The organism is Burkholderia sp. Bp8963, from assembly GCF_003854275.1.
Classification (GTDB): Bacteria; Pseudomonadota; Gammaproteobacteria; order Burkholderiales; family Burkholderiaceae; genus Burkholderia.
Genome location: NZ_QTQP01000034.1, coordinates 1 through 19,849 on the forward strand (window position 1 = coordinate 1; position 19,849 = coordinate 19,849).

20 protein-coding genes are annotated in these 19,849 nt (G+C 65.5%); 7 read left to right on the plus strand and 13 right to left on the minus strand.

The annotated features are described in order from the left end of the window. Window positions 1-151 precede the first annotated feature (151 nt). Together DID96_RS25100 and DID96_RS25105 are read right to left on the minus strand one after the other, a co-directional pair. Window positions 152-907, minus strand: a complete 756-nt coding sequence (locus DID96_RS25100) for a tetratricopeptide repeat protein (protein WP_124601953.1) — start codon at window positions 905-907, stop codon at window positions 152-154. 3 nt (window positions 908-910) lie between these two features. Continuing rightward, window positions 911-3,151 carry a TonB-dependent siderophore receptor gene (locus DID96_RS25105; RefSeq protein ID WP_124601954.1) on the minus strand — a complete coding sequence of 747 codons (2,241 nt, stop codon included), beginning with the start codon at window positions 3,149-3,151 and terminating at the stop codon, window positions 911-913. Window positions 3,152-3,386: 235 nt separating this feature from the next. Between DID96_RS25105 and DID96_RS25110 the strand changes: the two genes are divergently transcribed. Further along, a complete protein-coding gene (locus tag DID96_RS25110; RefSeq protein ID WP_124601955.1) occupies window positions 3,387-3,662 on the plus strand; it encodes a hypothetical protein in 276 nt (91 codons plus the stop codon). A gap of 38 nt (window positions 3,663-3,700) precedes the next feature. Here DID96_RS25110 and DID96_RS25115 read toward each other — a convergent pair whose 3' ends face one another. The 3 genes from DID96_RS25115 to DID96_RS25125 form a co-directional block, all read right to left on the minus strand. Then, window positions 3,701-4,996, minus strand: coding sequence for an aspartate carbamoyltransferase (locus tag DID96_RS25115; RefSeq protein WP_124601956.1), 1,296 nt, complete (start codon window positions 4,994-4,996; stop codon window positions 3,701-3,703). A gap of 130 nt (window positions 4,997-5,126) precedes the next feature. Next, window positions 5,127-6,044 carry a DMT family transporter gene (locus DID96_RS25120; protein ID WP_124601957.1) on the minus strand — a complete coding sequence of 306 codons (918 nt, stop codon included), beginning with the start codon at window positions 6,042-6,044 and terminating at the stop codon, window positions 5,127-5,129. Window positions 6,045-6,202: 158 nt separating this feature from the next. Continuing rightward, entirely contained in the window at window positions 6,203-7,000 is a 798-nt protein-coding gene (locus tag DID96_RS25125; protein WP_124601958.1) for an AraC family transcriptional regulator, read from the minus strand. A gap of 170 nt (window positions 7,001-7,170) precedes the next feature. On the opposite strand from DID96_RS25125, the gene DID96_RS25130 reads away from it, so the two are divergent. Then, window positions 7,171-8,013, plus strand: coding sequence for a MoaF C-terminal domain-containing protein (locus DID96_RS25130; protein WP_124602024.1), 843 nt, complete (start codon window positions 7,171-7,173; stop codon window positions 8,011-8,013). A 64-nt stretch (window positions 8,014-8,077) separates the two neighbouring features. On the opposite strand, the gene DID96_RS25135 is transcribed toward DID96_RS25130, so the two are convergent. From DID96_RS25135 to DID96_RS25155, 5 genes are all read right to left on the minus strand, one after another. After that, window positions 8,078-8,752 (minus strand): dihydrodipicolinate reductase C-terminal domain-containing protein, encoded by a 675-nt coding sequence (locus DID96_RS25135; RefSeq protein WP_124601959.1) that lies wholly within the window; start codon window positions 8,750-8,752, stop codon window positions 8,078-8,080. Window positions 8,753-8,889: 137 nt separating this feature from the next. Further along, window positions 8,890-9,651 (minus strand): DUF4410 domain-containing protein, encoded by a 762-nt coding sequence (locus DID96_RS25140; protein WP_124601960.1) that lies wholly within the window; start codon window positions 9,649-9,651, stop codon window positions 8,890-8,892. Window positions 9,652-9,856: 205 nt separating this feature from the next. After that, window positions 9,857-11,203 (minus strand): ATP-binding protein, encoded by a 1,347-nt coding sequence (locus DID96_RS25145; protein ID WP_124601961.1) that lies wholly within the window; start codon window positions 11,201-11,203, stop codon window positions 9,857-9,859. Continuing rightward, window positions 11,203-11,916 carry a response regulator gene (locus tag DID96_RS25150; RefSeq protein WP_124601962.1) on the minus strand — a complete coding sequence of 238 codons (714 nt, stop codon included), beginning with the start codon at window positions 11,914-11,916 and terminating at the stop codon, window positions 11,203-11,205. Before DID96_RS25150 ends, DID96_RS25145 begins: the two co-directional genes overlap by 1 nt. A 54-nt stretch (window positions 11,917-11,970) precedes the next feature. After that, on the minus strand, window positions 11,971-12,255 hold the full coding sequence (locus DID96_RS25155) for an EF-hand domain-containing protein (protein ID WP_124602025.1): 285 nt from the start codon (window positions 12,253-12,255) through the stop codon (window positions 11,971-11,973). Between the two features lie 456 nt (window positions 12,256-12,711). Between DID96_RS25155 and DID96_RS25160 the strand changes: the two genes are divergently transcribed. Then, window positions 12,712-13,617, plus strand: coding sequence for a sterol desaturase family protein (locus DID96_RS25160; RefSeq protein ID WP_124601963.1), 906 nt, complete (start codon window positions 12,712-12,714; stop codon window positions 13,615-13,617). Between the two features lie 127 nt (window positions 13,618-13,744). Continuing rightward, complete coding sequence (locus tag DID96_RS25165) at window positions 13,745-14,458, plus strand: SDR family NAD(P)-dependent oxidoreductase (RefSeq protein WP_124601964.1); 714 nt, start codon at window positions 13,745-13,747, stop codon at window positions 14,456-14,458. A 306-nt stretch (window positions 14,459-14,764) separates the two neighbouring features. Here the strand turns inward: DID96_RS25165 and DID96_RS25170 are convergent, their stop codons facing one another. Both DID96_RS25170 and DID96_RS25175 read right to left on the minus strand, forming a co-directional pair. Then, window positions 14,765-15,283, minus strand: a complete 519-nt coding sequence (locus DID96_RS25170; protein ID WP_124601965.1) for a hypothetical protein — start codon at window positions 15,281-15,283, stop codon at window positions 14,765-14,767. A 195-nt stretch (window positions 15,284-15,478) separates the two neighbouring features. Next, window positions 15,479-15,952 (minus strand): sodium:proline symporter, encoded by a 474-nt coding sequence (locus DID96_RS25175; protein WP_124602026.1) that lies wholly within the window; start codon window positions 15,950-15,952, stop codon window positions 15,479-15,481. Between the two features lie 280 nt (window positions 15,953-16,232). On the opposite strand from DID96_RS25175, the gene DID96_RS25180 reads away from it, so the two are divergent. Continuing rightward, window positions 16,233-16,649, plus strand: a complete 417-nt coding sequence (locus DID96_RS25180) for a cupredoxin domain-containing protein (protein ID WP_124602027.1) — start codon at window positions 16,233-16,235, stop codon at window positions 16,647-16,649. Between the two features lie 155 nt (window positions 16,650-16,804). Here DID96_RS25180 and DID96_RS25185 read toward each other — a convergent pair whose 3' ends face one another. Next, window positions 16,805-17,371, minus strand: coding sequence for a TetR/AcrR family transcriptional regulator (locus DID96_RS25185; protein WP_124601966.1), 567 nt, complete (start codon window positions 17,369-17,371; stop codon window positions 16,805-16,807). An 89-nt stretch (window positions 17,372-17,460) separates the two neighbouring features. Here DID96_RS25185 and DID96_RS25190 point away from each other — a divergent pair, with 89 nt between their 5' ends. Together DID96_RS25190 and DID96_RS25195 are read left to right on the plus strand one after the other, a co-directional pair. Beyond that, the gene (locus tag DID96_RS25190) at window positions 17,461-18,054 is read left to right on the plus strand and encodes a 2-hydroxychromene-2-carboxylate isomerase (protein WP_124601967.1); all 594 of its coding nucleotides are present in this window, start codon (window positions 17,461-17,463) and stop codon (window positions 18,052-18,054) included. A gap of 87 nt (window positions 18,055-18,141) precedes the next feature. Next, the gene (locus DID96_RS25195; RefSeq protein ID WP_124601968.1) at window positions 18,142-19,764 is read left to right on the plus strand and encodes an AMP-binding protein; all 1,623 of its coding nucleotides are present in this window, start codon (window positions 18,142-18,144) and stop codon (window positions 19,762-19,764) included. Window positions 19,765-19,849: the final 85 nt, after the last annotated feature.

Below are 19,849 nucleotides of genomic sequence, written 5' to 3' on the forward strand. Positions count from 1 at the left end.
CTGGACACCGGTTGGTGCCGTGACGCTCAATCCTGAACACGACGCTGTCGTTTCGATGGCCCCGCACGTCGACAGCAAACAGCCTCTGGCTGCATGAATCAGGCGGCAACTACCTTGACGCGCGCCGTCAGCACGCCGGGAATATGCAGCATCATGATTGGGATTCCGGATCGTTTGTCTGCAGCCGCGCCGCGGCCGCGCGCAACGCAGCGACCGGCGACGCAGCAAGATGCGCGCGCATCTTCGCGACGAACGCCGGCGTCGCGGTTGCGGGCACGCGCGCAATCCACGCGAGCGCGTCGTCGACGCGGCCGTGCCCGGCGAGCAGCCGCGCATAGTTGAATTGGCCGCGGAAATCGCCGGCAACGGCTGCGCGGCGATAGTGATCGAAAGCGGCGTCGGCATCGGCTGCGACGACCCAGCCGTCCTCGTAGAACCCGCCGATCAGGTTGAGCGACTTGGCGTGACCCAGCGCGGCCGCGCGCCGGAACCAGTCGAGCGCGTCGGCGCGATTCTCGTCGACGCCGTTGCCGAGCGCGAGCGCGGTCGCATAGTTGTACATGCCCCAGTCGAGCCCCGCCTGCGCGGCAAGCCGATACCAGTAGACGGCGACCGGAGCGCACGCGGCGGTGCCCCAGCCGAACTCGTAGCAGCGGCCGAGCATGTTCATCGCCATCGGGTGATCGGCCTGCGCCGCGTACCGGAACCACGTGAACGCGGCCGCCGGATCGCGCGGCACGCCGTGGCCGTCGAGCAGGTATTGCCCGTAGACGGCCTGCGCTTCGACGATGCCGTTGCCGGCCGCCGCCGCGACCCACGCGGCGGCGCGCTCGGGCGGCCCGGCCAGGATCGCGGCGAACTCGCGCGGCGACACCGACGCGAGCGCCTTCAGCGACACGGCCTCCATCGATCAGTAGCGCGCGTTCAGCGTGACGAACGCCGAGCGGCCCGGCGCGATCGACGCGTAGTGCGCCGGATACGCCTGATCGAAATACGTGCGGTTGAACAGGTTGTTCACGTTCAGCTGCAGGTCGAGCTTCTTGTTGATCCGGTACTGCGCCATCGCGTCGAAGCGCCAGTACGACGGCACCGCGCGCTGGTTCTCGGGATCGCCGAACACCTGCGACATGTAGAACGCGCCGCCGCCGACCGTGAACTTCGGCGTCACGTCGTAGTTGGTCCACATCGTGAAGCTGTGCTTTGGCGTATTCGGGAACTGGTGGCCGTTGTTCTCGGCGTTCTTGCCGTTATCGCGCAGCTCGCTCTTCATGTACGTATAGCCGCCGAACACCTGCCACTGCTTCGTGATCTGGCCCGCGACGCCGAGTTCGAGCCCCTGCACGCGCTTGTTGCCGACCATCGCGTACTGGTTGTTCGGCAGCGTCACACGCGCGTTCGTCGTATCGATCTGGAACAGCGCGGCCGTCAGCGCGAGCTTGTCGTTCAGCACGTTCCATTTCGTGCCGAGTTCGATGCTGCGGTTCTTTTCAGGCGCCATCTGGTCGGCGTTCGGGCCGACACCGCCGCGGCCCGGCGCCAGCGATTGCGTTTCGCTGCCTTCGCCGAGCAGCATGCCGGCCGGTGTCGACGAGGTCGCGTACGACGCGTAGATGCTGCCGTTCTGCGCCGGCTTGAACACGAGGCCCAGTTGCCAGTTGAACAGCGTGTCGTCGCGCGTGTAGGTCTTGCCACCTTTTGCGCGGGTGTCGGTGAAGCGCGTCGAATAGTCGTCGACGCGCACCCCCGCGTTCACCTGCCAGCGCGGCGTCAGCTCGATCGTGTCGAAGCCGTAGATCGATTTCGTGACGGTGCGCGCATGCGCGTAGTCGTTGTCGCGCGTGATCGAGCCGGCCCACGGATCGGCCGGGTTCGGCGACCACAGGCTCGTGCAGTTGTAGTCCGACGCCGCGCCGATGCCGTTCTGGCAGATCTTGCCGGTGCCGGCCGCGACGTTGTACGTGTCGCGCTTGCCCCATTCGCGTGACAGCTCGATGCCGGTCGTGAAGTTGTGCTTCAGCGGGCCGGTGCGGAATTCGCCGAACAGCTCGGTCTGGTTCGCGATGCTGTTGATCGAGCTGTTGCGGGTGTTCGCGCGCCGCCAGACCTTGCCGTTGACCACGTTGCCCTGGCTGTCGTCCGGCTGCGTCCAGATGTAGTCCTGCGTGGACTCCGTGTAGCGCGTGGTGTTGCGGATCGTCAGCGACGGCGTGATGTCGTGCTCGATCCTGAGCGTGCTGATATCCGACGTCGTCTTGCGGAAGTCGCGGTCGATCAGCCCGTAGAAGTTGTGGCGGTCGACCGGCGCCGGGCCGTCGGTGCCGACGCCCTTCGGGATGTTGAAGCCGTAGAAATACGGGATGCCGCCGTCGGGCAGGTCGTCGGTCGACAGGTGGTAGTAGCTCGCGGTGACGCGGGTCGGCGTACCGAGGCCGAACGCGATCGACGGCGCGACACCCCAGCGCGCGTTGTTGACCGCATTGCGGCCGGCGACGTCGTTGTTGTGGCTCATCAGGCTGAGGCGGAACGCCGCATGATCGGCGAACTGCCAGTTGCCGTCGGCCGTGAAGCGGCGGTAGCGGTCAGTGCCGAAGCCCGCGCTTGCGTCCGCGCTCGTGCCGAGGTGCGGGGTCTTCGTAATCAGGTTGATGCTGCCGCCCGCGCCGCCGCGGCCGCCGTACGCGCCGTCCGAGCCTTTCGTGATCTCGACGTGCTCGGTGTTGAAGATTTCGCGGGTGGTCGCGCCGGTGTCGCGCATCCCGTCGGCGAACATGCTGCCTTGCGTGTCGTAGCCGCGCAGGAACGGCCGGTCGCCGAGCGGATTGCCGCCTTCGCCTGCGCCGAACGTGATGCCGGGCACGGTGCGCAGCGCTTCGGTCAGCGTCGACGCGCCGCTGTTCCGGATCAGTTCCTGCGGGATCACGGTGACGGATTTCGGCGTGTCGACGAGCGGCGCGGTGAATTTCGCGGACGCGGAGAAGTCCGCCTTGTAGCTGTGCTCGGCCTTGCCCTTGATCTCGATCGGCGCGAGATGGCCGTCGCCGTCTGCCGGGGCGGGCGGCGGCGCGCCGTCGGCGAACGCCGGGCTCGCGGCGAGCACGCCGCACAGGGTGGTGAACTTTCCGAGCTTCAGCTCTTCGGAGCGGGACTTCATGAGCGCATCGACCTCGTCTGGTGTGGCCCGGAGGCAAGTGCTGCACGAATGTGCATGCCGCCGGGGATTATTACGATTTGTTTTCAGTCGGCATTCTATGTAATTTTAGATTAAATGAGAAGCGTTCTCGTTCGCGTTTTTGGAAAGTGTTGACGAGTGTTGCGGACGGGTTGACGGGGCGGGAGGTGTGGGCGAGCGTGCCACGTTTGACGTGCAGACGCTGCAGGGGTATGCGATGAAGAAATCCAATACAGCGAAGGGCGCCGTGCTCGATCGCGCGCATGGCGACCCGTCGTTAAAGGGTCGCGCGATGCGCAGGATTGGCGGCGACGTGATTCCGGGGGACGCGCTGGCCGATCAGCCTGTACGTGACCAAGAAGAACGCGGCACTCGACCAAAGCAGCTGTCCGGACTGGGTACGCTGCTGGCGGAGATGGGCAGGAAGGTGGGTGGTGTCGATCTCCACATCGAGCGGGAGCCGATGCAGGGCGAACCGATCCGGTTCGAGTGACGTCGGCGGCGGATCGGCGCGCCGACGTCGTTCGTCGTTCAATCAATCCCGTGAAACACCGCATCCTCCGGCCCGAGATATGCAGGCGGACGCCACGTCGCGTCGCGCATCGAGTGCTGCACGAGGTTCTCGACGCCGAGCAGCACCGCGAAGATCGCCATCCGCACCGGAATCCCGTTGTCGGTCTGCCGGAAGATTGCGAGGCGCGGGTCACGGTTCAGGTCGACCGACAGGTCGTTCGCGCCCGGGCGACTGTCGCGCGGCAGCGGGTGCATGATCAGCGTGTCCGGTCCGCAGACGGCGTCGACAAGCGCCTGGTTGATCTGGAAATCCGGCGTGTAGCCTTCGAACGATTCGTCGGTGAAGCGCTCCTTCTGGATCCGCGTCGCGTAGACGACGTCGGCCCCCTTCAGCCCTGCCGCGAGGTCGTGCGTCTGCTCGATCACGTGGCCGTTCTTCGAAATCTGGTCGATGATGTAGGCGGGCATCTCGAGCGTCGGCGGCGACACGAGCGTGAACTTGAGGCTGCGGTACAGCGCGAGCAGCTTGACGAGCGAATGCACGGTGCGGCCGTACTTGAGGTCGCCGACGAGTGCGATGTGCGCGCCGTCGACGATCTTGCCGAGCCGCGAGAATTCCCGCTGGATCGTGTACAGGTCGAGCAGCGCCTGGCTCGGATGCTCGCCGGGACCGTCGCCGCCGTTGATCACCGGCAGGTTGGTCGCGCGCGCGAATTCGGCAACCGAGCCTTTCTCCGGATGGCGAATCACCAGCGCGTCGACGTAGCCGGACATCACGCGGCTCGTGTCGTAGATCGATTCGCCCTTGGCCATCGACGAGAACGTGAAGCCGGTCGTGTCGCACACGGAGCCGCCGAGCCGGCAGAACGCCGCGCCGAACGACACGCGGGTGCGCGTGCTGGCCTCGAAGAACAGGTTGCCGAGCACCGCGCCTTCCAGCACGCGCGAAATCTTGCGGCGGCGCGCAATCGGCTGCATCACGTCGGCGACGCGGAACAGCGCCTCGACCGAATCCCGCGAGAACTGGTCGACCGACAGCAGTTGCGGCTTGCCTTCGAACAGGAACTGCTTTGCCAGACCCTGGCTATCTACGCTTTGCGTATAGTCGCCGCCTTCCGGCGCGGCGCGTTCGACGATCTCCGACACGAAGCGCTCGACGATTTCCGGCATCCCGCGACACTCCTGCGAATCGTCGGGCAGCAGCCACGTATCCAGTGCGCGCCGGCTGACGCCGATACGGCTGGCGAACGCTTCGCGAGTCATGTTGAGGCGGCGCATCGCGTCGCGGAGAAAGGCTTGCTGGGGAACGGGCATCGGCGGCACCTCACAGGAAAATATACGCGGTGCGTATATTAGTTTGAGACTGGCCGAAGTCAAGGAAAACTTGCGCGGGTCGTACCTGCGGGGGGCGCGATGGCGGGCCGTTCGCCCGCTCGCGCGCCGTTTACGCCGATTGTGTGTCCGGTGCGCGTAAGGCCGCCGCGCGCCGTCGTATCGCGCCGACCAGCATGCCCGCAACGACCAGCGCGATGCCGGCGAGCCGCGTGGCGTTCAGCGCTTCACCGAACAGCGCGACCGCGAACAGCACCGCCGACACGGGCGCGATAGCGGTGAACAGGGCGGCTTCGGTGCCGCTCGTGCGTGCCGAACCCGCGTACCAGCACAGGTAGCCGAGCACGGTCGGCACGAGCGCGTAGTACGCGATCGCCGCGACTGCGCCCGCCGTCCAGCCCGCCGTGGCCGCATGCGCTTCGAATGCGGCCGGAACCAGCGCGAGCACGAAGCCGAGCCCGGACATCGCCGTCGACAGCGCGAGCGGGGCGAACGGCGCCGCGAGCCGGCGGTTGAGCAGGATGAACACGGCTTCGCATGCGACGGCGGCCAGCACCAGCACGTCGCCGGCGAGCGTCTGCAGCGATGGCAGCGGCTGGCCCGGCGTGAACGTGACGAACAGCACGCCGCACGTCGCGAGCGCGGCGGCCGCCCAGTCGCGCGGCGTCTGCCTTTCGCGCAGCATGACGGCCGCGATTAGCGTCGACATCGCCGGCAGCGTGCCGAGCATCACGCCTGCATCGAGCGGCGACGACAGCCGCGTGCCGCAGATCAGCAGCACCGTATAACCGACGCCGCCCGCGGCGGCCTGCACGACGAGCAGCACGGCGTCGCGCCGCGAGAGCCGCGGCCAGCGCAGCCGTTGCATGCGCATCAACGCGAACAGCAATGGCGTCGCGATCAGGAAGCGCAGCGCGGTTGCCGTGAACGGCGGCAGACCGCTGGCGGCCAGGCGGCTCGCGATCACGGTGCTGCCGACGCCGGTCATCGCGCCGGCGAGGTAGAGGTAGCCAATCAGTCGTGTTTTCATGCGCCGCATCGTCGCGCGGTGGCGGGGTGGGCGTCTTGAATGAAATTGCAGCGTGAAGCGGAGAAGCGGGGAGGCGGGGAAGCGACAGGATGACGAAGCGAACCCAAGGCGGCAGCCGCGAACCGATCCGGATCTCGATCCGGCGACCTCGTCGCCGGCTACCGCATCGCCTGCGTGAATCGCCCGGGCGTAATGCCGAACTGGCGCGCAAACGCGCGCGTCATGTGGCTCTGGTCGGCGAACCCCGCTTCGGCCGCGGTATCCGCGATCGGGCTGCCGCGCGCGAGCAGCGCGCGGGCGAGCCGCGTGCGCGACTGGATCAGGTACGCATGCGGCGTGATGCCGAGTTCGCGCGCAAAGCCGCGCAGCAACTGGAAGCGGCTCACGCCGCTCAACGCCGCGAGTTCGGCGAGCGACACGGGCGCGGCGGGCGTCGCATCGAGCCGTTCCCGCGCCGCGTGGATCGCGGGCGCGACGCCCATCTGCGGCAGTGCGCGGTTCGCGTGCCGCGCCAGCAGCCCCGCAACGAGCATCACGAGCGCTTCGTCGCGCGCAAGCGGCGCTTCGTCGCCGCCGACGATGCGCGCGTAAAGCCGGCCGACGGCCGCGGTCAGCCGCCCGTCGCGCACCGCCGGACGCGCGAGCTCGATGCCGTCGAGCCCTTCGTCGGCCGCGACGCCGGTAACGAGTGCCGGCGCGAGGTACAGCATCCGCCAGCTCCGCTGCGCGTGCGTGCCGAGCGGCGCGCCGTCGTGCATTTCACCCGGGTTGACCATGATCGCGTCGCCTGCCAGCGCGTCGACCTGGCCGCGGCCGCTCCACGACCGGTGCGCGCCGCTGACGATCACTCCGACTCCGAATTCGTCATGCGCGTGACGCGGAAACGCGCGATCCGATTCGAGGCCGATCGCCTCGATGCCTTCGCGGGTACGGCGGTAGTGGGTGACACGATGCATGCGCGCTCCTCGCGCGCCGGTCGCGGCGCGGATCACACGCACTTTAGCGCGTTCCGGCGGCGCGCGCCCTTCATCCTTTTGGCCGATACCGCGCGCCGCGCACAGCCCGCACCATGTGCATGAGCAGCGTACACGGCCCGCCGGGCCTGAAGCTGCACGGGAGACGGCAGGTGGAACGACAGGATCCGGTATTCATTCAGGTGGGCGCGCTCGCGGACGGCTTTGCGCCGGAGGCCAACCTCGTCGCGCCGGCCGACGCGCTCGCGGGCCAGACGCTCAAGCTCGACGACGCGTCCGGCGCATCCAGCGCCTCGCGCGTCTACACGTTCGAGCCGCGCGCGTTGCATTGGCGCGACGCTGCCACCGGCGCGTGCGGCAGCGAGCCGTGCCGCGTGACGCAGCTGCGCAAGGGGCTGTACTTCGTCGACTACATCGATTCGGCGGCACGCGCGACGTCGGTGAGCCTCGTGATCGACCTGGAAAACGGCGTGTGGACGTCGGTGACGGGCACGCTGCCGACCGAGGCGGATACGCACGTCGATGCATTCACGCGCGTGGTGCGCGGGCTGCCGCTGACGGGCGTCGACGTCGCATTCCGCCACGGCACGCTCGGCGGCCATGCCGGCCCGGGGCCGCTGCATGCGCCGACCCGCGAGCTGATCGGCAAGCGCACGATGTACCGCTACAGCCCGACCGAATGTTACGAGCACATCTACCTGAACGAGAACTTCTACGCGTGGCAATGCCTGGAAGGCGTCGAGCGCGGGCTGGCCGACGTCGACCGCTGCCATTGCTTCAAGCTTGCGGACGAGCTGTATCTGTTCGTGTGGCGCGAGAAGGTGATTCCGACGCTCGGCGTCGTGCTGATCGACCTGACGCAGCGCAAGACGGACGGCAAGATCTTCGGCTATCAGTGCGGCGACTTCGGCTCGCTGTCGAATTTCCCGGTCGGTGCACATGCACGCGTACTGAACGAGACCGTGCATCCGCTCGGCGGCGAGGGTTGGCAATGAGCGTCGCGCTCGGAGAACGGTTGGAGCGGGCCGGGAAAACCGCGCCCGGTCCGCGCCTCCGGGGTTACAGCCAGCCGTTCCGGATGAACTCCATGATCGAATAGCGGCGGTTCTCGAGTTCGTGGTGCCGAACGGCTTCGACGATGCGCGACACGCCGTCCGCATAAGGCGATGTGCCGTACACGCGGGATTCGAACTGCAGGCTGCAGGCGCCGTCTTCGATCCGTACCTGGTGGTATGCGTGGCGCGCCAGTTCGTCAGCGGGGATCTGCAGTTCGCCGCGCTGGATTGCAGGGTCCCGCACCGAGCGAATCGCGTCGGGTGGCAGGCCGAGCGACTGGCCGATGCTGACCGCGGTGCCGGGCACCGACGACTTCGTCGCCTGATGGGACTCGACCACGCTGATCGCGCAATCGCGAAAGAGGTGACCGCTGTTTTCGAGCATGCTCATGAACTTGAGCATCAGGATGTTCGTGTTCGGGCACAGCACGACCGGGAAGTCGTGCGACCCCGTCTCGACGTCGGAGCCGGTGGACAGCTCGACGAGCGGCGACGACGTCGCCCGGCACGCGGCGATCGCGGCCGGCAGTTCTCGGCCGGAGCCGGCGTGGACGACGATCGACCTGACGTCGACGCGCCCGCCGGCGGGCCACGGAATGACTTGATACGTACTGTCCAGCCTGTGCGAGCGGAGCAACTCGGTTGCCAGCTTGCCGGATCCCACGACGAGCACTTGCATGTGTTTGAGCGAATGAGGTTCGAGGTTCGATCCCGGCGCGTTGCGCTCCGCTCGATCAAACGGCGCGATGCGCGAGCGGCCGGATCGGCTTTCGGCATTATGCCCAGATGCCGGTTCGCGCGTCTGGCGTGCGCGCGTCAGCTTGCCGATACGTGCCGCAGCCAGCCGTTCGTCGCGCTCGTTGCCGCGAGCTGTTTCGCGATCGACCGCGCGAGCTTGCCCGTGACGGCCGACACCGTGTCGCGCCGCGTCTCCGACACGCCGTGCACGCCGCCGCTGACGGCCGCCGACGTCGCGAGGCGTCCTGCCGCCGCGCCGACGCCCGCGGTTTCGGCGATGCCGGGCATGCGTCCGCTGTCCGCATTGACGGAGAACGTGACGAGCGGCTGCGGCGTGCCGCGCGCCGGCTGGAACAGGACGGCCACCGACGCGCCCACTTCGCTTTTGCCCGCGCCGAGGCCGATCAGGATGCGGCGCCGGCGGTTGCCTGCGTCGAGCGTCTCGAACCGGCCCGTGACGATCAATGCGTCGCGGCCGGCCGGCACGGCGCCGTCCGCGCGCATCGCGGGGATGTCCAGCGATACGAGCTCGCGCACGAGTTCGTCGGCAAGCTGCTCGCGGGCTTTCAGCGCGGTCTGCTGCCGCTGTGTATCGGTCGACATGCCGTGCGCCATCGTCATCAGCTTGCTGGCCATCCCGCCATCGAGCCTGACATCGTCTGCGGTAATGTCGAACGTGGACACGTAGACGACGTCCGCGTGAACCTGCGGCATCGCGCCGGCCGCCTGAATGCCGGCCGGCGTCGCGGCGCAACCGGTCGTGAAGAGCGCGCCGGCGATCAGCGCGGTGCCGGCAAGGCGCTTTGCGCGGGAGGCGAGAAAGTCGAGAGAAGCGTTCATGTCGATGTCCGTGATCGGGTTGACGTTGCCGATACTTCCGCAATGATCAGGATCGCGAACTATCGGAGACTGTGTTTGAACGGTGGCGGGGCACTTTGGTCCGTGCGGTTGCGCAACGCTCAGGCGCAAGTATGCGGGGAGGTGTCGTGCGGCGCCACGCACGAATTATGTCGACGCATGTCGCGGCGTCACCGGCAAGCGGCCGTCACGCAGGCAGCGGCGCGCGCACCTGCACGGGCGGATCCAGCGGCAGTGCGACGACCGCTTCGAGACCGCCGCCGTCGCGGTCGCGGAACGTGAGCGAGCCGCCGTGCAGGCGCGCGATTCGTTCGACGATTGCGAGACCGAGGCCTGTGCCGCCCGCATGGCTGCGTGCGTTCGTGCCCCGGCTGAACGGTGCCTTGAGCCGTTCGAGTTCGGCGGCGCCGAGGCCCGTGCCGCGGTCGCACACCGCGACGCAGGCGCAGCCGTGCTGCATCCAGGTGCGCACGAGGAGGCCCGAGCGGCCGTAGACGACCGCGTTCTGCATCAGGTTCATCAGCAGCCGCATCAGGCTCACGGGCCGGAACGCGAAGGGCCGCACGTTACCGTCGTCGAACGCGAATTCGTGGCCGAGCCCCGCGAAATCCGCGACGAGCTGCCCGACCAGCGCGTTCAGATCGCAGGTTTGCAGCGTTTCGCGCTCGCCGCTGCCCGCGTAGTCCATGAACTGCTGCAGGATCGTGTCGATCTGGTCCAGATAGGCGTCGGACGATGCCACCAGCGCATCGTTGCTGCCGCGCGGCAGCGCCATCGCGATCGCGAGACGCAGCTTGGTGAGCGGCGTGCGGATATCGTGCGAGACGCCGGCCAACATCAGCGCGCGCGTCGTCTCTTCCTGCCGCAGCGCATCGGTCATCTGGTTGAACGCGAGACTCACGTCCGCAATTTCAGTCGGGCCGTTGGTGGGCAGCGGCGGCGGCCGTTCGCCCGCGCTCACGCGGCGCGCTGCGCGCGCCAGTTCGGCGAGCGGCCGGTTCAGGTGACGCTGGATCAGGTAGCCGGTCAGCGCGGCGAGCAGCGCGAGGCCGAACGACAGCACGACGGCCGTCGTGATGCCGCTCGCCTGCGCGTCCGCCGCTATCGGCAGCGCTACCCAGACAGGCTGCCCTGCCACGTGCACGCGAATCCACAGACGATCCTCGTCGCCCGATTGCCAGCGCACCGGCTGATCGGGCGGCAGGTGGCGCTCGAGCGCCCGCATGAAGACGTCGCGCTGCCAGGACTGGAACAGCCTGAGCAGATTCGGCGGACGGGGCGGGTCCGCCGGCGGCGGGGCCGTCTGCGCACCGAGCCGGGCGGCCACCGCGCTGCCCGTTTCGGGCGGCACGCTCGCGAGCGTGCGGTCGAGCAGCGTCACATAGTTCGCAAAGACGATCGACGCGCGCTCGACGCGCGGGCGCTGCACGTAATGCAGCAGGACGACGAGCGAACAGGCAAGCGACAGCGCAACGAGCGCGACCAGCAACGCGATGTTGCGCGACATCAGCGAGCGCGGCAGCAGGCGTCGCATCACGGTTCGACGCCGGCCACCAGCATGTAGCCGATGCCCCAGACGGTCTTGATGAAGCGCGGCTTGGCCGGATCGTCCTCGACGATCTGGCGCAGCCGCAGGATCTGCACGTCGACGCTGCGGTCGAGCGCCTGGTGGTCGCGCCCGCGCGCGCGGGCGAGCAGGTTCTCGCGGCTCACCGCGCGGTTCGGCGACGAGCCGAGCGCGTGCAGCAACAGCATCTGGGCCGAATGCACGTCGACCGGCGTGCCGTCGCGGCACAGCGTCTGCTGGCCGACGTCGAACGTGAAATCGCCGAAGCGCAGCCGCTGTGCAGTCACCGTCGGTTCGCCCGCCGCCATCTTCTGGCGCCGGAGCAGCGCGCGGACGCGGGCGACCAGCTCGTCGGGGAGGAACGGCTTCGCGAGGTAGTCGTCGGCGCCCGTTTCGAGGCCGACGACCTTGTCCGCCGCGTCGCCTTTCGCGGTGACCATCAGGATCGGCAGCGTGTGTCCTTCCGCGCGCAGCCGGCGGCAGACGCTGAGGCCGTCCTCGGGCTCCATCATCAGGTCGAGCACCAGCAGGTCGTAGGGCTCGCGCTGCAGCAGGCGGTCGAGCCGCTTGCCGTCGGCCACCGCGCGGACCTGGAAGCCGTGCGCGCTCAGGAAGCGTTGCAGCATGTTGCGCAACTCCGCCTCGTCGTCGAGCACGATGATTCTGGGTGTTTGCTCCATCGGCTGCCTCCGGCGCGGGTCGTGCGATCGGGTTGTCGTCTGTCGCTATCGTCGCTATCGGGCCGCCATGCGCTGACGCAGGAACGCTTCGATCTGCGCGACGGTCACGTAACCGTTTTGCTGCGTGTCGATCTCGTCGAAATGCTGCGCGACCATCGGCATCCCGAGCGCGGCCTGCTGGCGGGTGAGCTTGCCGTCGTGCGTGGTGTTCGCGGCGGCGAAGCGGGTTTCGAGCTGGGCCATCGCGCGCTCGACGCGTGCGCCGGCGGCCGCGCGCGGCGCGGCGTCCTGCGCCGATGCCGCTGCAGAAACAATACACAAAACGACGAGGGCAATCATCTTCTTGACGGACTTCACGGGTTTCTCCTTGAGGGGTGAGGGGCCGGCATTACGCGCCGGCAAGCGGTTGATGAAACGGATCGGTTCGGGAACACGCAGTCGCGTGTCGATGGAGCGAACTTTAGGGTGCTCGGACGAGCCCGTCTCGTCATAAAAGATGTCACCCGGTTACACGCGGCGGGCGGCGTCCGGTCTGACGAATGCGCGTGTCGGCCGTGCGGGCGGCGTGAGTCCGCCGCGTGGCGGGCCGGTCGTCGAGCGACGCCATCGCAGGCGCGTATCCGCACACAGCGGCACGACCATCGCGCACCGCTTGCCCGCACGTTGTCGCGACATGTGGCGACACATTTCGCGCATGGCCTTTCCCATCCCGCGCCACTACAGTGCCGTTCATTCGACACGCCGGCGGCTCGTGCCGCAGCGAGCGTGCCGCTTCAACGGAAGGAACTGCCCATCATGCTCACGACAGGAAAACTCGCGCATTTCGTCACACTGTTCATCGTCGCCGTATCGTTCGTCGAGGCGGCCGTGCTCACCTGGCGGCGCAGCCGGCAGGCCGCGCCGTTCGACTGGGGCGAGGTCTGGCTCTCGCTCGCGGATCTCGCCGGGCGCAAGCTGCTCGCGCTGGTGCCGTTCTCGCTCGCTGCGCCCGTCTTCGAGTTCGCGTGGGCGCACCGCCTGTTCACGATACGGCTCGACAGCGTTGCGCTCGCGCTGCTCGTGTTCGTCGGCCAGGAGTTCTGCTACTACTGGTATCACCGCGCGTCGCACCGGATCCGGTTCTTCTGGGCGACCCACGCCGTCCATCATTCGCCGAACCAGTTGACGCTGTCGTCCGCGTTCCGGCTCGGCTGGACCAGCAAGCTTGCCGGCGCGGCGATGTTCTTCACGCCGCTCGTCTGGCTCGGCGTGCGTCCGGAGGCCGTGCTCGCGATCCTGTCGTTCAACCTGCTGTATCAGTTCTGGCTGCACAACACGTGGATACCGAAGCTCGGCTGGCTCGAATACGTGTTCAACACGCCGTCCGCGCACCGCGTCCATCACGCGTCGAATCTCGACTACCTCGATGCGAATTACGGTGGCGTGCTGATCGTGTTCGACCGGCTGTTCGGCACCTATGTCGCGGAGCGCGCCGACGAGCCGTGCCGCTTCGGGCTCGTGACGCCCACGCGCTCGCGCAATCCGCTCGTCGTCGAACTCGAGCATTGGGCGAGCCTTGCGCGCGACGTCGCGACGGCGCGCGACCCGTGGACCGCCGCGCGTTTCGTATTGATGCCGCCGGGCTGGCGCCCGGGCGAAGGGGCCGAAACGACGGAAGCGTTGCGCAGGCGCAGTCTCGTGGCCGTGCGGACGGACAGGTAAGCGGTTAGCGGTACGCGTGCGCGTTGCCTGCCGGCGGCGTTCGCGCGTACGCTGGAGCCGCGAACGGCCGCGCGCCTGCGGCCGCGGCAACGGTGCAACCGGACGACGGATAAAGGAGGGGGAATCGATGGAAACGGGCACGATTGACAGGGTGGTCGCGATCACTGGCGGGTTCGGCCAGCTCGGCCTCGCGACAGGCGCATGGCTGGGCGCGCGTGGTGCACGCATCGCGCTGATCGGACGGGGCGCGGCTCCGGCGGCAGCGGAGCTGCCCGCGGGGCTCGGCGGTGCGCGCCGCATCGGCGGCGTGGATCTCGTCGACGCGCGGGCCGCCGTTCAGGCACTCGACGATGTGCATCAGACATTTGGCCGGCTCGATGCGTTGCTCAACATCGCGGGCGCATTCGCGTGGGAGACCGTGGCCGACGGCGACGCGGCCACCTGGGACCGGATGTACGAACTCAACGTGAAGACCGCGCTGAATGCGTCGAAGGCGGCGCTGCCGCATCTGTTGCGCGGTTCGTCGGGGCGCATCGTCAACATCGGCGCGGGCGCGGCGCTCCGTGCGGGGCCCGGCATGGGCGCCTATGCGGCCGCGAAGGCGGGCGTGGCGCGGCTGACTGAGGCGCTCGCGGCGGAGCTGCGCGATACGGGCGTGACGGTCAACGCGATCGCGCCGAGCATCATCGACACGCCGCAGAACCGCAAGGACATACCCGACGCGGATTTCACGCGCTGGGTTCAACCGCACGAGATTGCGGCGACGATCGCATTCCTGCTGTCGGCCGATGCGCAGGCGATTCGCGGCGCGACGATTCCGGTAAACGGGCGGGTCGCGTAGCCCGGCCGAATCCGCCAATCGCGATTCGCGAATTCTTTAAACAAGAAAAATGAAGTTCATTCATGATCAATTCCGCCATTTTCAAAATTCTTGTACAGGAATCGGAATTTTCTGATTGTGCGGCATCCGGGATTACAGGATCATTAACGCATCTCAGGAAAACGAAAAGTAAATCCGGGCCAAATCATGTATCTCATCGAATAAATCACCGGCGCGAACGGGGAAAATTCGCGCGGTAACGCCACTTCAACAAAAAATCGACTGATACCGGTCCGGCATGCGCAGCAGGCTGAAATGACCGCCTGGTCAGTGCCGCCGCATTCCGCCGGCCCCACTCATTCCGCCGAACCGATGCATTCCGCCAAACCCGCGGAACCCGCCGACGGGAAACGGACCGCGGTGAAAGCCTGCCCCCATTGGCGTACCGAAGCGGTGGTGATCCATTGGATGGACGTGACCGAAGTGATCGAAGTGATCGACGCGACGAAAATGGTGGAAGCGATGGAATCGGTCGACAAAGATGAAACTCACGCCTGCGCCGACGAAGAGTGGCGGCCCCCAATACCACGGGTCTGGGTAGGGATACGCTGCGAGCGGATACCACATGACGCTACCGTCAGGACTCTGTACGATCTGCCATGTTCCGTCGCTTTGCAGGCATGCGCGCCCTACGACCTGTTGCACCGTGCCGTCGATTTCCGCCTGCCCGACGACCGCGCGGCAGCTGGCGCTGTAGTCCGCCGAATCGTCATAAACCTGTGCAAAGGCAGACACGGAAAGGCCGAGGCAGACGAGACCTGTCCCGAAACGAAGTACGTTGCGCATGATCGGCTCCTGCAATGATTCCGGCCACTTGACGCGCGCGGAGAGCCAGTGGCGGCGCCCGGCGTCTGGTGTGCCGGTGCCGTTTCTTGACGCGGCATGAGCAGTCTGCTGCTTTGTATGTCGCCGCCTGCGGAGTAAACGATTTAGCGCACCGGGTTATTCCATGAGGCGGTACACATCGACGTCGGCGCGGTATCAGTGTCGCGACCGCAGTTGCCGTCGGGCGACGTGGTACATCGTTGCCGCCGTGATTCCAAACACCAGATGAGCCACCAGCGTGATCACGCCGCGAACCGGAATGAACCACGGGAAGATCGCAGTGAATACGTGCAGGTTGACGCCGTAGAGGACGAGTCCAAACGCACTCCCCGCGAGTAGAGCCGACCGAAGCGACATGTTTCGGATCGCTTTCGCCAACACGATGGTGTAGGCAAGCGAAAGTGACAGATGGACTATTGTTGCCACCCCCATGACCAGCGGATCGAAGTCGGCGGGTTGTGCGAACAGGCGTTGACCCATCACGATGGCTGCCGTGAGGCGCGCGTCGCGAAACAGGTTCTGCATCGCGTCTTCGCCGGCGAACCACCAGAGCAGCAGTTCTGCGACGGTCGACCCGACAGCCGCACCAAGTGCCGCGCAGAGAATCGGGACAGGACTGGCTGCATTCAATCGTTTTCCGGAGGGGCGATCCATGGAAGCATTGATTCGGAGTGCGGCCGAGCCGATTCGGATCATTCTATGCGACACGTTCGATGCACGTTCCTTCTCGTTTGCACCCGCCTCGCTCAGGAATAAGCTGCCCTCGACGCGCGTTTACTGCACATATCGCCCGCCGCATAAAGCATTCATGCCGTCGCTCAGGCAGGCGTGCTTGCGTGCTGGACAATCTCGCGCACGGCAATCGCGCGACACTCGGCAGGCGCAACGTTCCGCTCTCAAGGAGGCAGCCATGCGTGTCGATTACAGAATCGCCATCCTCGTCGGTGTGTTCGCGCTCGGGACAACATCACATGCGAGCCGGGCCCAGCAAACCGTCAATGCAACGTTGCTGTCGAATTCGATCGAGCTCCAGACGCACAACGTGAAATCGGGTCGCGTCACGCTCGACGTGAAGAATGTCGCGGACAACAACATGGAGCACGAACTCGTCGTGCTGAAGACAGACCTTGCCGACGATGCGCTGCCCGTCAGCAAAGGGCAGGTGCTGGAACGCAAGCTGAAAAAGATCGGCGAGGTCGAGGACATCGCACCGGGCAAGAGCAAGCGCGTGTCATTCAAGCTCGCACCCGGCCGCTACGCGCTGATCTGCAACAAGCCAGGGCACTATGAAGCAGGCATGCACACGGTACTTGTCGTGGCGCCGTGAATCATGACGCTCATCCGGCGCATCGACTGGCATTCGGTCGGCGCCGGTATTTTTTCATTTCCGTGGTGAATTGCAATTGATCCTCAGGCCACGTTTGCGTCAGGGTATATAGCCGACATGCGCTGAGGGATCGGCTTTCGATGTAGGGCCGCCGGCTATTCCAGGTCGAGAGAGTGGATACGCCCGATATGTCTGCGGCATGCCGCAAGGATTTCCTTGCGGGTCTTTTCGCTTTCCACTGAACGTGCCAGAACGAGCGCGCCCACACACTGTGCGATCAAGGCCCAAGCACCATCAGGATCATTGATTCTGTCGCTCCAGCTTTGGTGCGTATGTTTGAGGCTTTTCTCGGCCGCTTTGCGAACAGTTGCTGAAGCACGTGCGATTTCCGGGCCGAGTGTGGGCAGGGCGCATCCGCTTTCCGGATTGGCTGCGTGGGCGCTGCTGAGGTATCCCCGTAAACGCTTGACTACATAGTCCGGGTCAGACTGCTCATCGCCAGCAAGCATTTGCGAACTGTTCTCTAGTTCTTCCCTTACCAGTTCCTCGAACAGCGCCTGCTTCGAGGGAAAGTGCGTGTAGAACGCTCCGCCGGTGAGCCCAATGGAGGACATCAGGGCGTCGACGCCGGTCGCATCGAATCCTCCTTGCTTGGCAATCGCCTTGCTGCTTGCGAGCAGTTTCGCTCGGGTCTCTTGCTTGTGTGTGGGGGAGTAGCGCATACGAAGATTTGGGTTAACCCGGATGGCAACGAGTTTCTAGGTTAGCATATTCTCCGTTAACCAAACGATCGTTTACCAAAGGGGTGGTTATGAGCAAGGACGTGCGCTTCTTCTTCGATGTTGGTAGTCCGGCCTCATATCTGGCCTGGACTCAATTGCCAGAGATCTGCGCGAAGGCGGATGCCCGTTTGATTTACAAGCCGATGCTTCTGGGTGGGGTGTTCCAGGCTACAGGCAATGCGTCTCCTGCAGCCATCCATGTGAAAGGGCGCTATACCAATCATGACTATCAGCGCTACGCGCGCAAATACGGAGTGCCATTCAAAAGTAATCCTCACTTCCCGATCATCACGCTGTTTCTGATGCGGGTTGTGACGGGGGTGCAGTTGCGCGAACCTGAGCGGCTGCAGGAAGTGCTCAGGGCCGTGTTCAAGGCCATTTGGGTCGACTCGCTAAACCTCAACGAACCGGAGCTCACCGCCAAGACCTTGGCCGACGCCGGCTTCGATCCGCAGGATATGCAGGCATTGGCTGCCGACCAGGAGGTCAAGGCGGCCCTGAAGGCGGTGACCGATGAGGCTGTCGGGCAGGGCGTCTTCGGCGCGCCGACGACCTTCGTTGGTGAAGAAATGTTCTTTGGACAAGACCGCCTGGACATGATTCGGGATGAGTTGGCTCGCTAGCCTTCGATCCCGACCATGCAGTCCATTTGGCAGAGAGCGGCACTCCGGAAGCGCATTCGAACAGAACTACAGTACTTGGAGACAACCATGGAAGCTCGACATTGGCATGTCAAATATCCTCCGGGCATGCCCGTGACGATCGATCTCGCGGCAGATGAGACGCTCGCGCGACTGTTGGAGCGATCTTTCTCGGCGTTTCGGGAGCAGCCTGCAGTGCTTATCGGCGACGAGAGGCTGAGCTATGCGCAGTTGGATCAATACTCTCGGTCGCTTGCTACGCATTTGCAGCGTGCTGGCCTGCGCAAAGGGGATCGCGTCGCATTGCTGTTGGGCAACTGCGTGGCATTTCCTGTCGTGTTGGCGGCGGCGCTGCGCAGTGGTCTGATTGCCGTCCCTGTCAATCCTCTGTACACGGCCCGCGAACTCGATCATCAACTACGAGATGCCAGCGTCCGAGCGATCGTGCTGGTCGACAGCTTGTACATCAAGCACAGGCCATTGATAGAGGCGGCCGGGGTTGCGCTGTCCTTGACGCTGCCGGCATCTGGTCTGCTGCGCGCCATAGAGACTGCACCGGTCATCGGTCACAGTGCCATGCAAGCCACAGTGCCCTTGGCCGAGGTGCTTGCGCAAGAAGTTCTTGAGGTAGCTGATGCTGTTTCGGTTTATCCGGAAGATCCGGCGTTGTTGCAATACACCGGGGGAACCACCGGGCTGTCCAAGGGAGCAATTCTGACGCATCGGGCGATGAGTGCCGGAATATTGCAGTCGATGAGTTGGTTCACGCTGGCGGTGGATGCAGCCGAACTCTCCGTGGTTGCGCCGCTGCCGCTCTACCACATCTATCCGCTTCATATGCTCCTGCTCATGTTGCGCTTAGGTGGTGTCATGCGCCTCGTGGCGAACCCGCGTGACACCAGCACAGTGATCGCAGAGATGAAGCGTGCGCCGTTTGGTGTATTCATCGGCGTCAATACGCTGTTCAATTCACTGGTCCAGGATTCGGCGTTGCAATCGGTCGAATTCGACCGGACAAGGCTGGTCGTCGGTGCGGGCGCCTCTGTGCAACGAGCGGTAGCAGAGTGCTGGAGCGTTGCGGGTGCCCCCCCGATTACCGAGGCCTATGGTCTGACTGAGACTTCGCCTGCGGCGACGTTCAATCCGGTCGGGCACAGCGGCGACATCGGCATCCCCCTGCCTTCCACCGATGTGCGAGTGATCAATGACGAAGGTCAAGTGGTGCCCGATGGAACGCCCGGTGAGTTGCTGATCAAGGGGCCGCAGCTGTTCTCTGGTTATTGGAAGCGTGAGGAAGAAACCCGCAAGGTCATGACGGACGACGGCTTCTTCCGCACCGGCGACATTGTGGTCGCGGATGCCACGGGCAACATGCGAATCGTTGACCGTAAGAAAGACATGATCCTGGTATCAGGCTTCAACGTCTATCCAAATGAGATCGAGGCCGTGGTTGCCTTGCACGAAGGCGTACTTGAATGCGCATGCGTTGGCGAGCCCGACGAAAAATCAGGTGAAGTGCCGCACCTCTACTTGGTACCCAAAAAGCCGGATCTGCGACCACAGGACATCGAGCAGCACTGCCGTGCGAATCTTGCAGCGTACAAAGTGCCGAAGTACGTCACGTTCGTCGATGCGCTGCCGAAATCGACTGTCGGGAAGATTCTACGACGAGAACTGCGCGTGTCGAAGTGAAGCAATTGGTGCAGGCGTACAGAGCCGCCAGGCTCCCAGCTTGATTTTATGGGCATGCATCGCGGAACCGCTCCACACCCCCTTT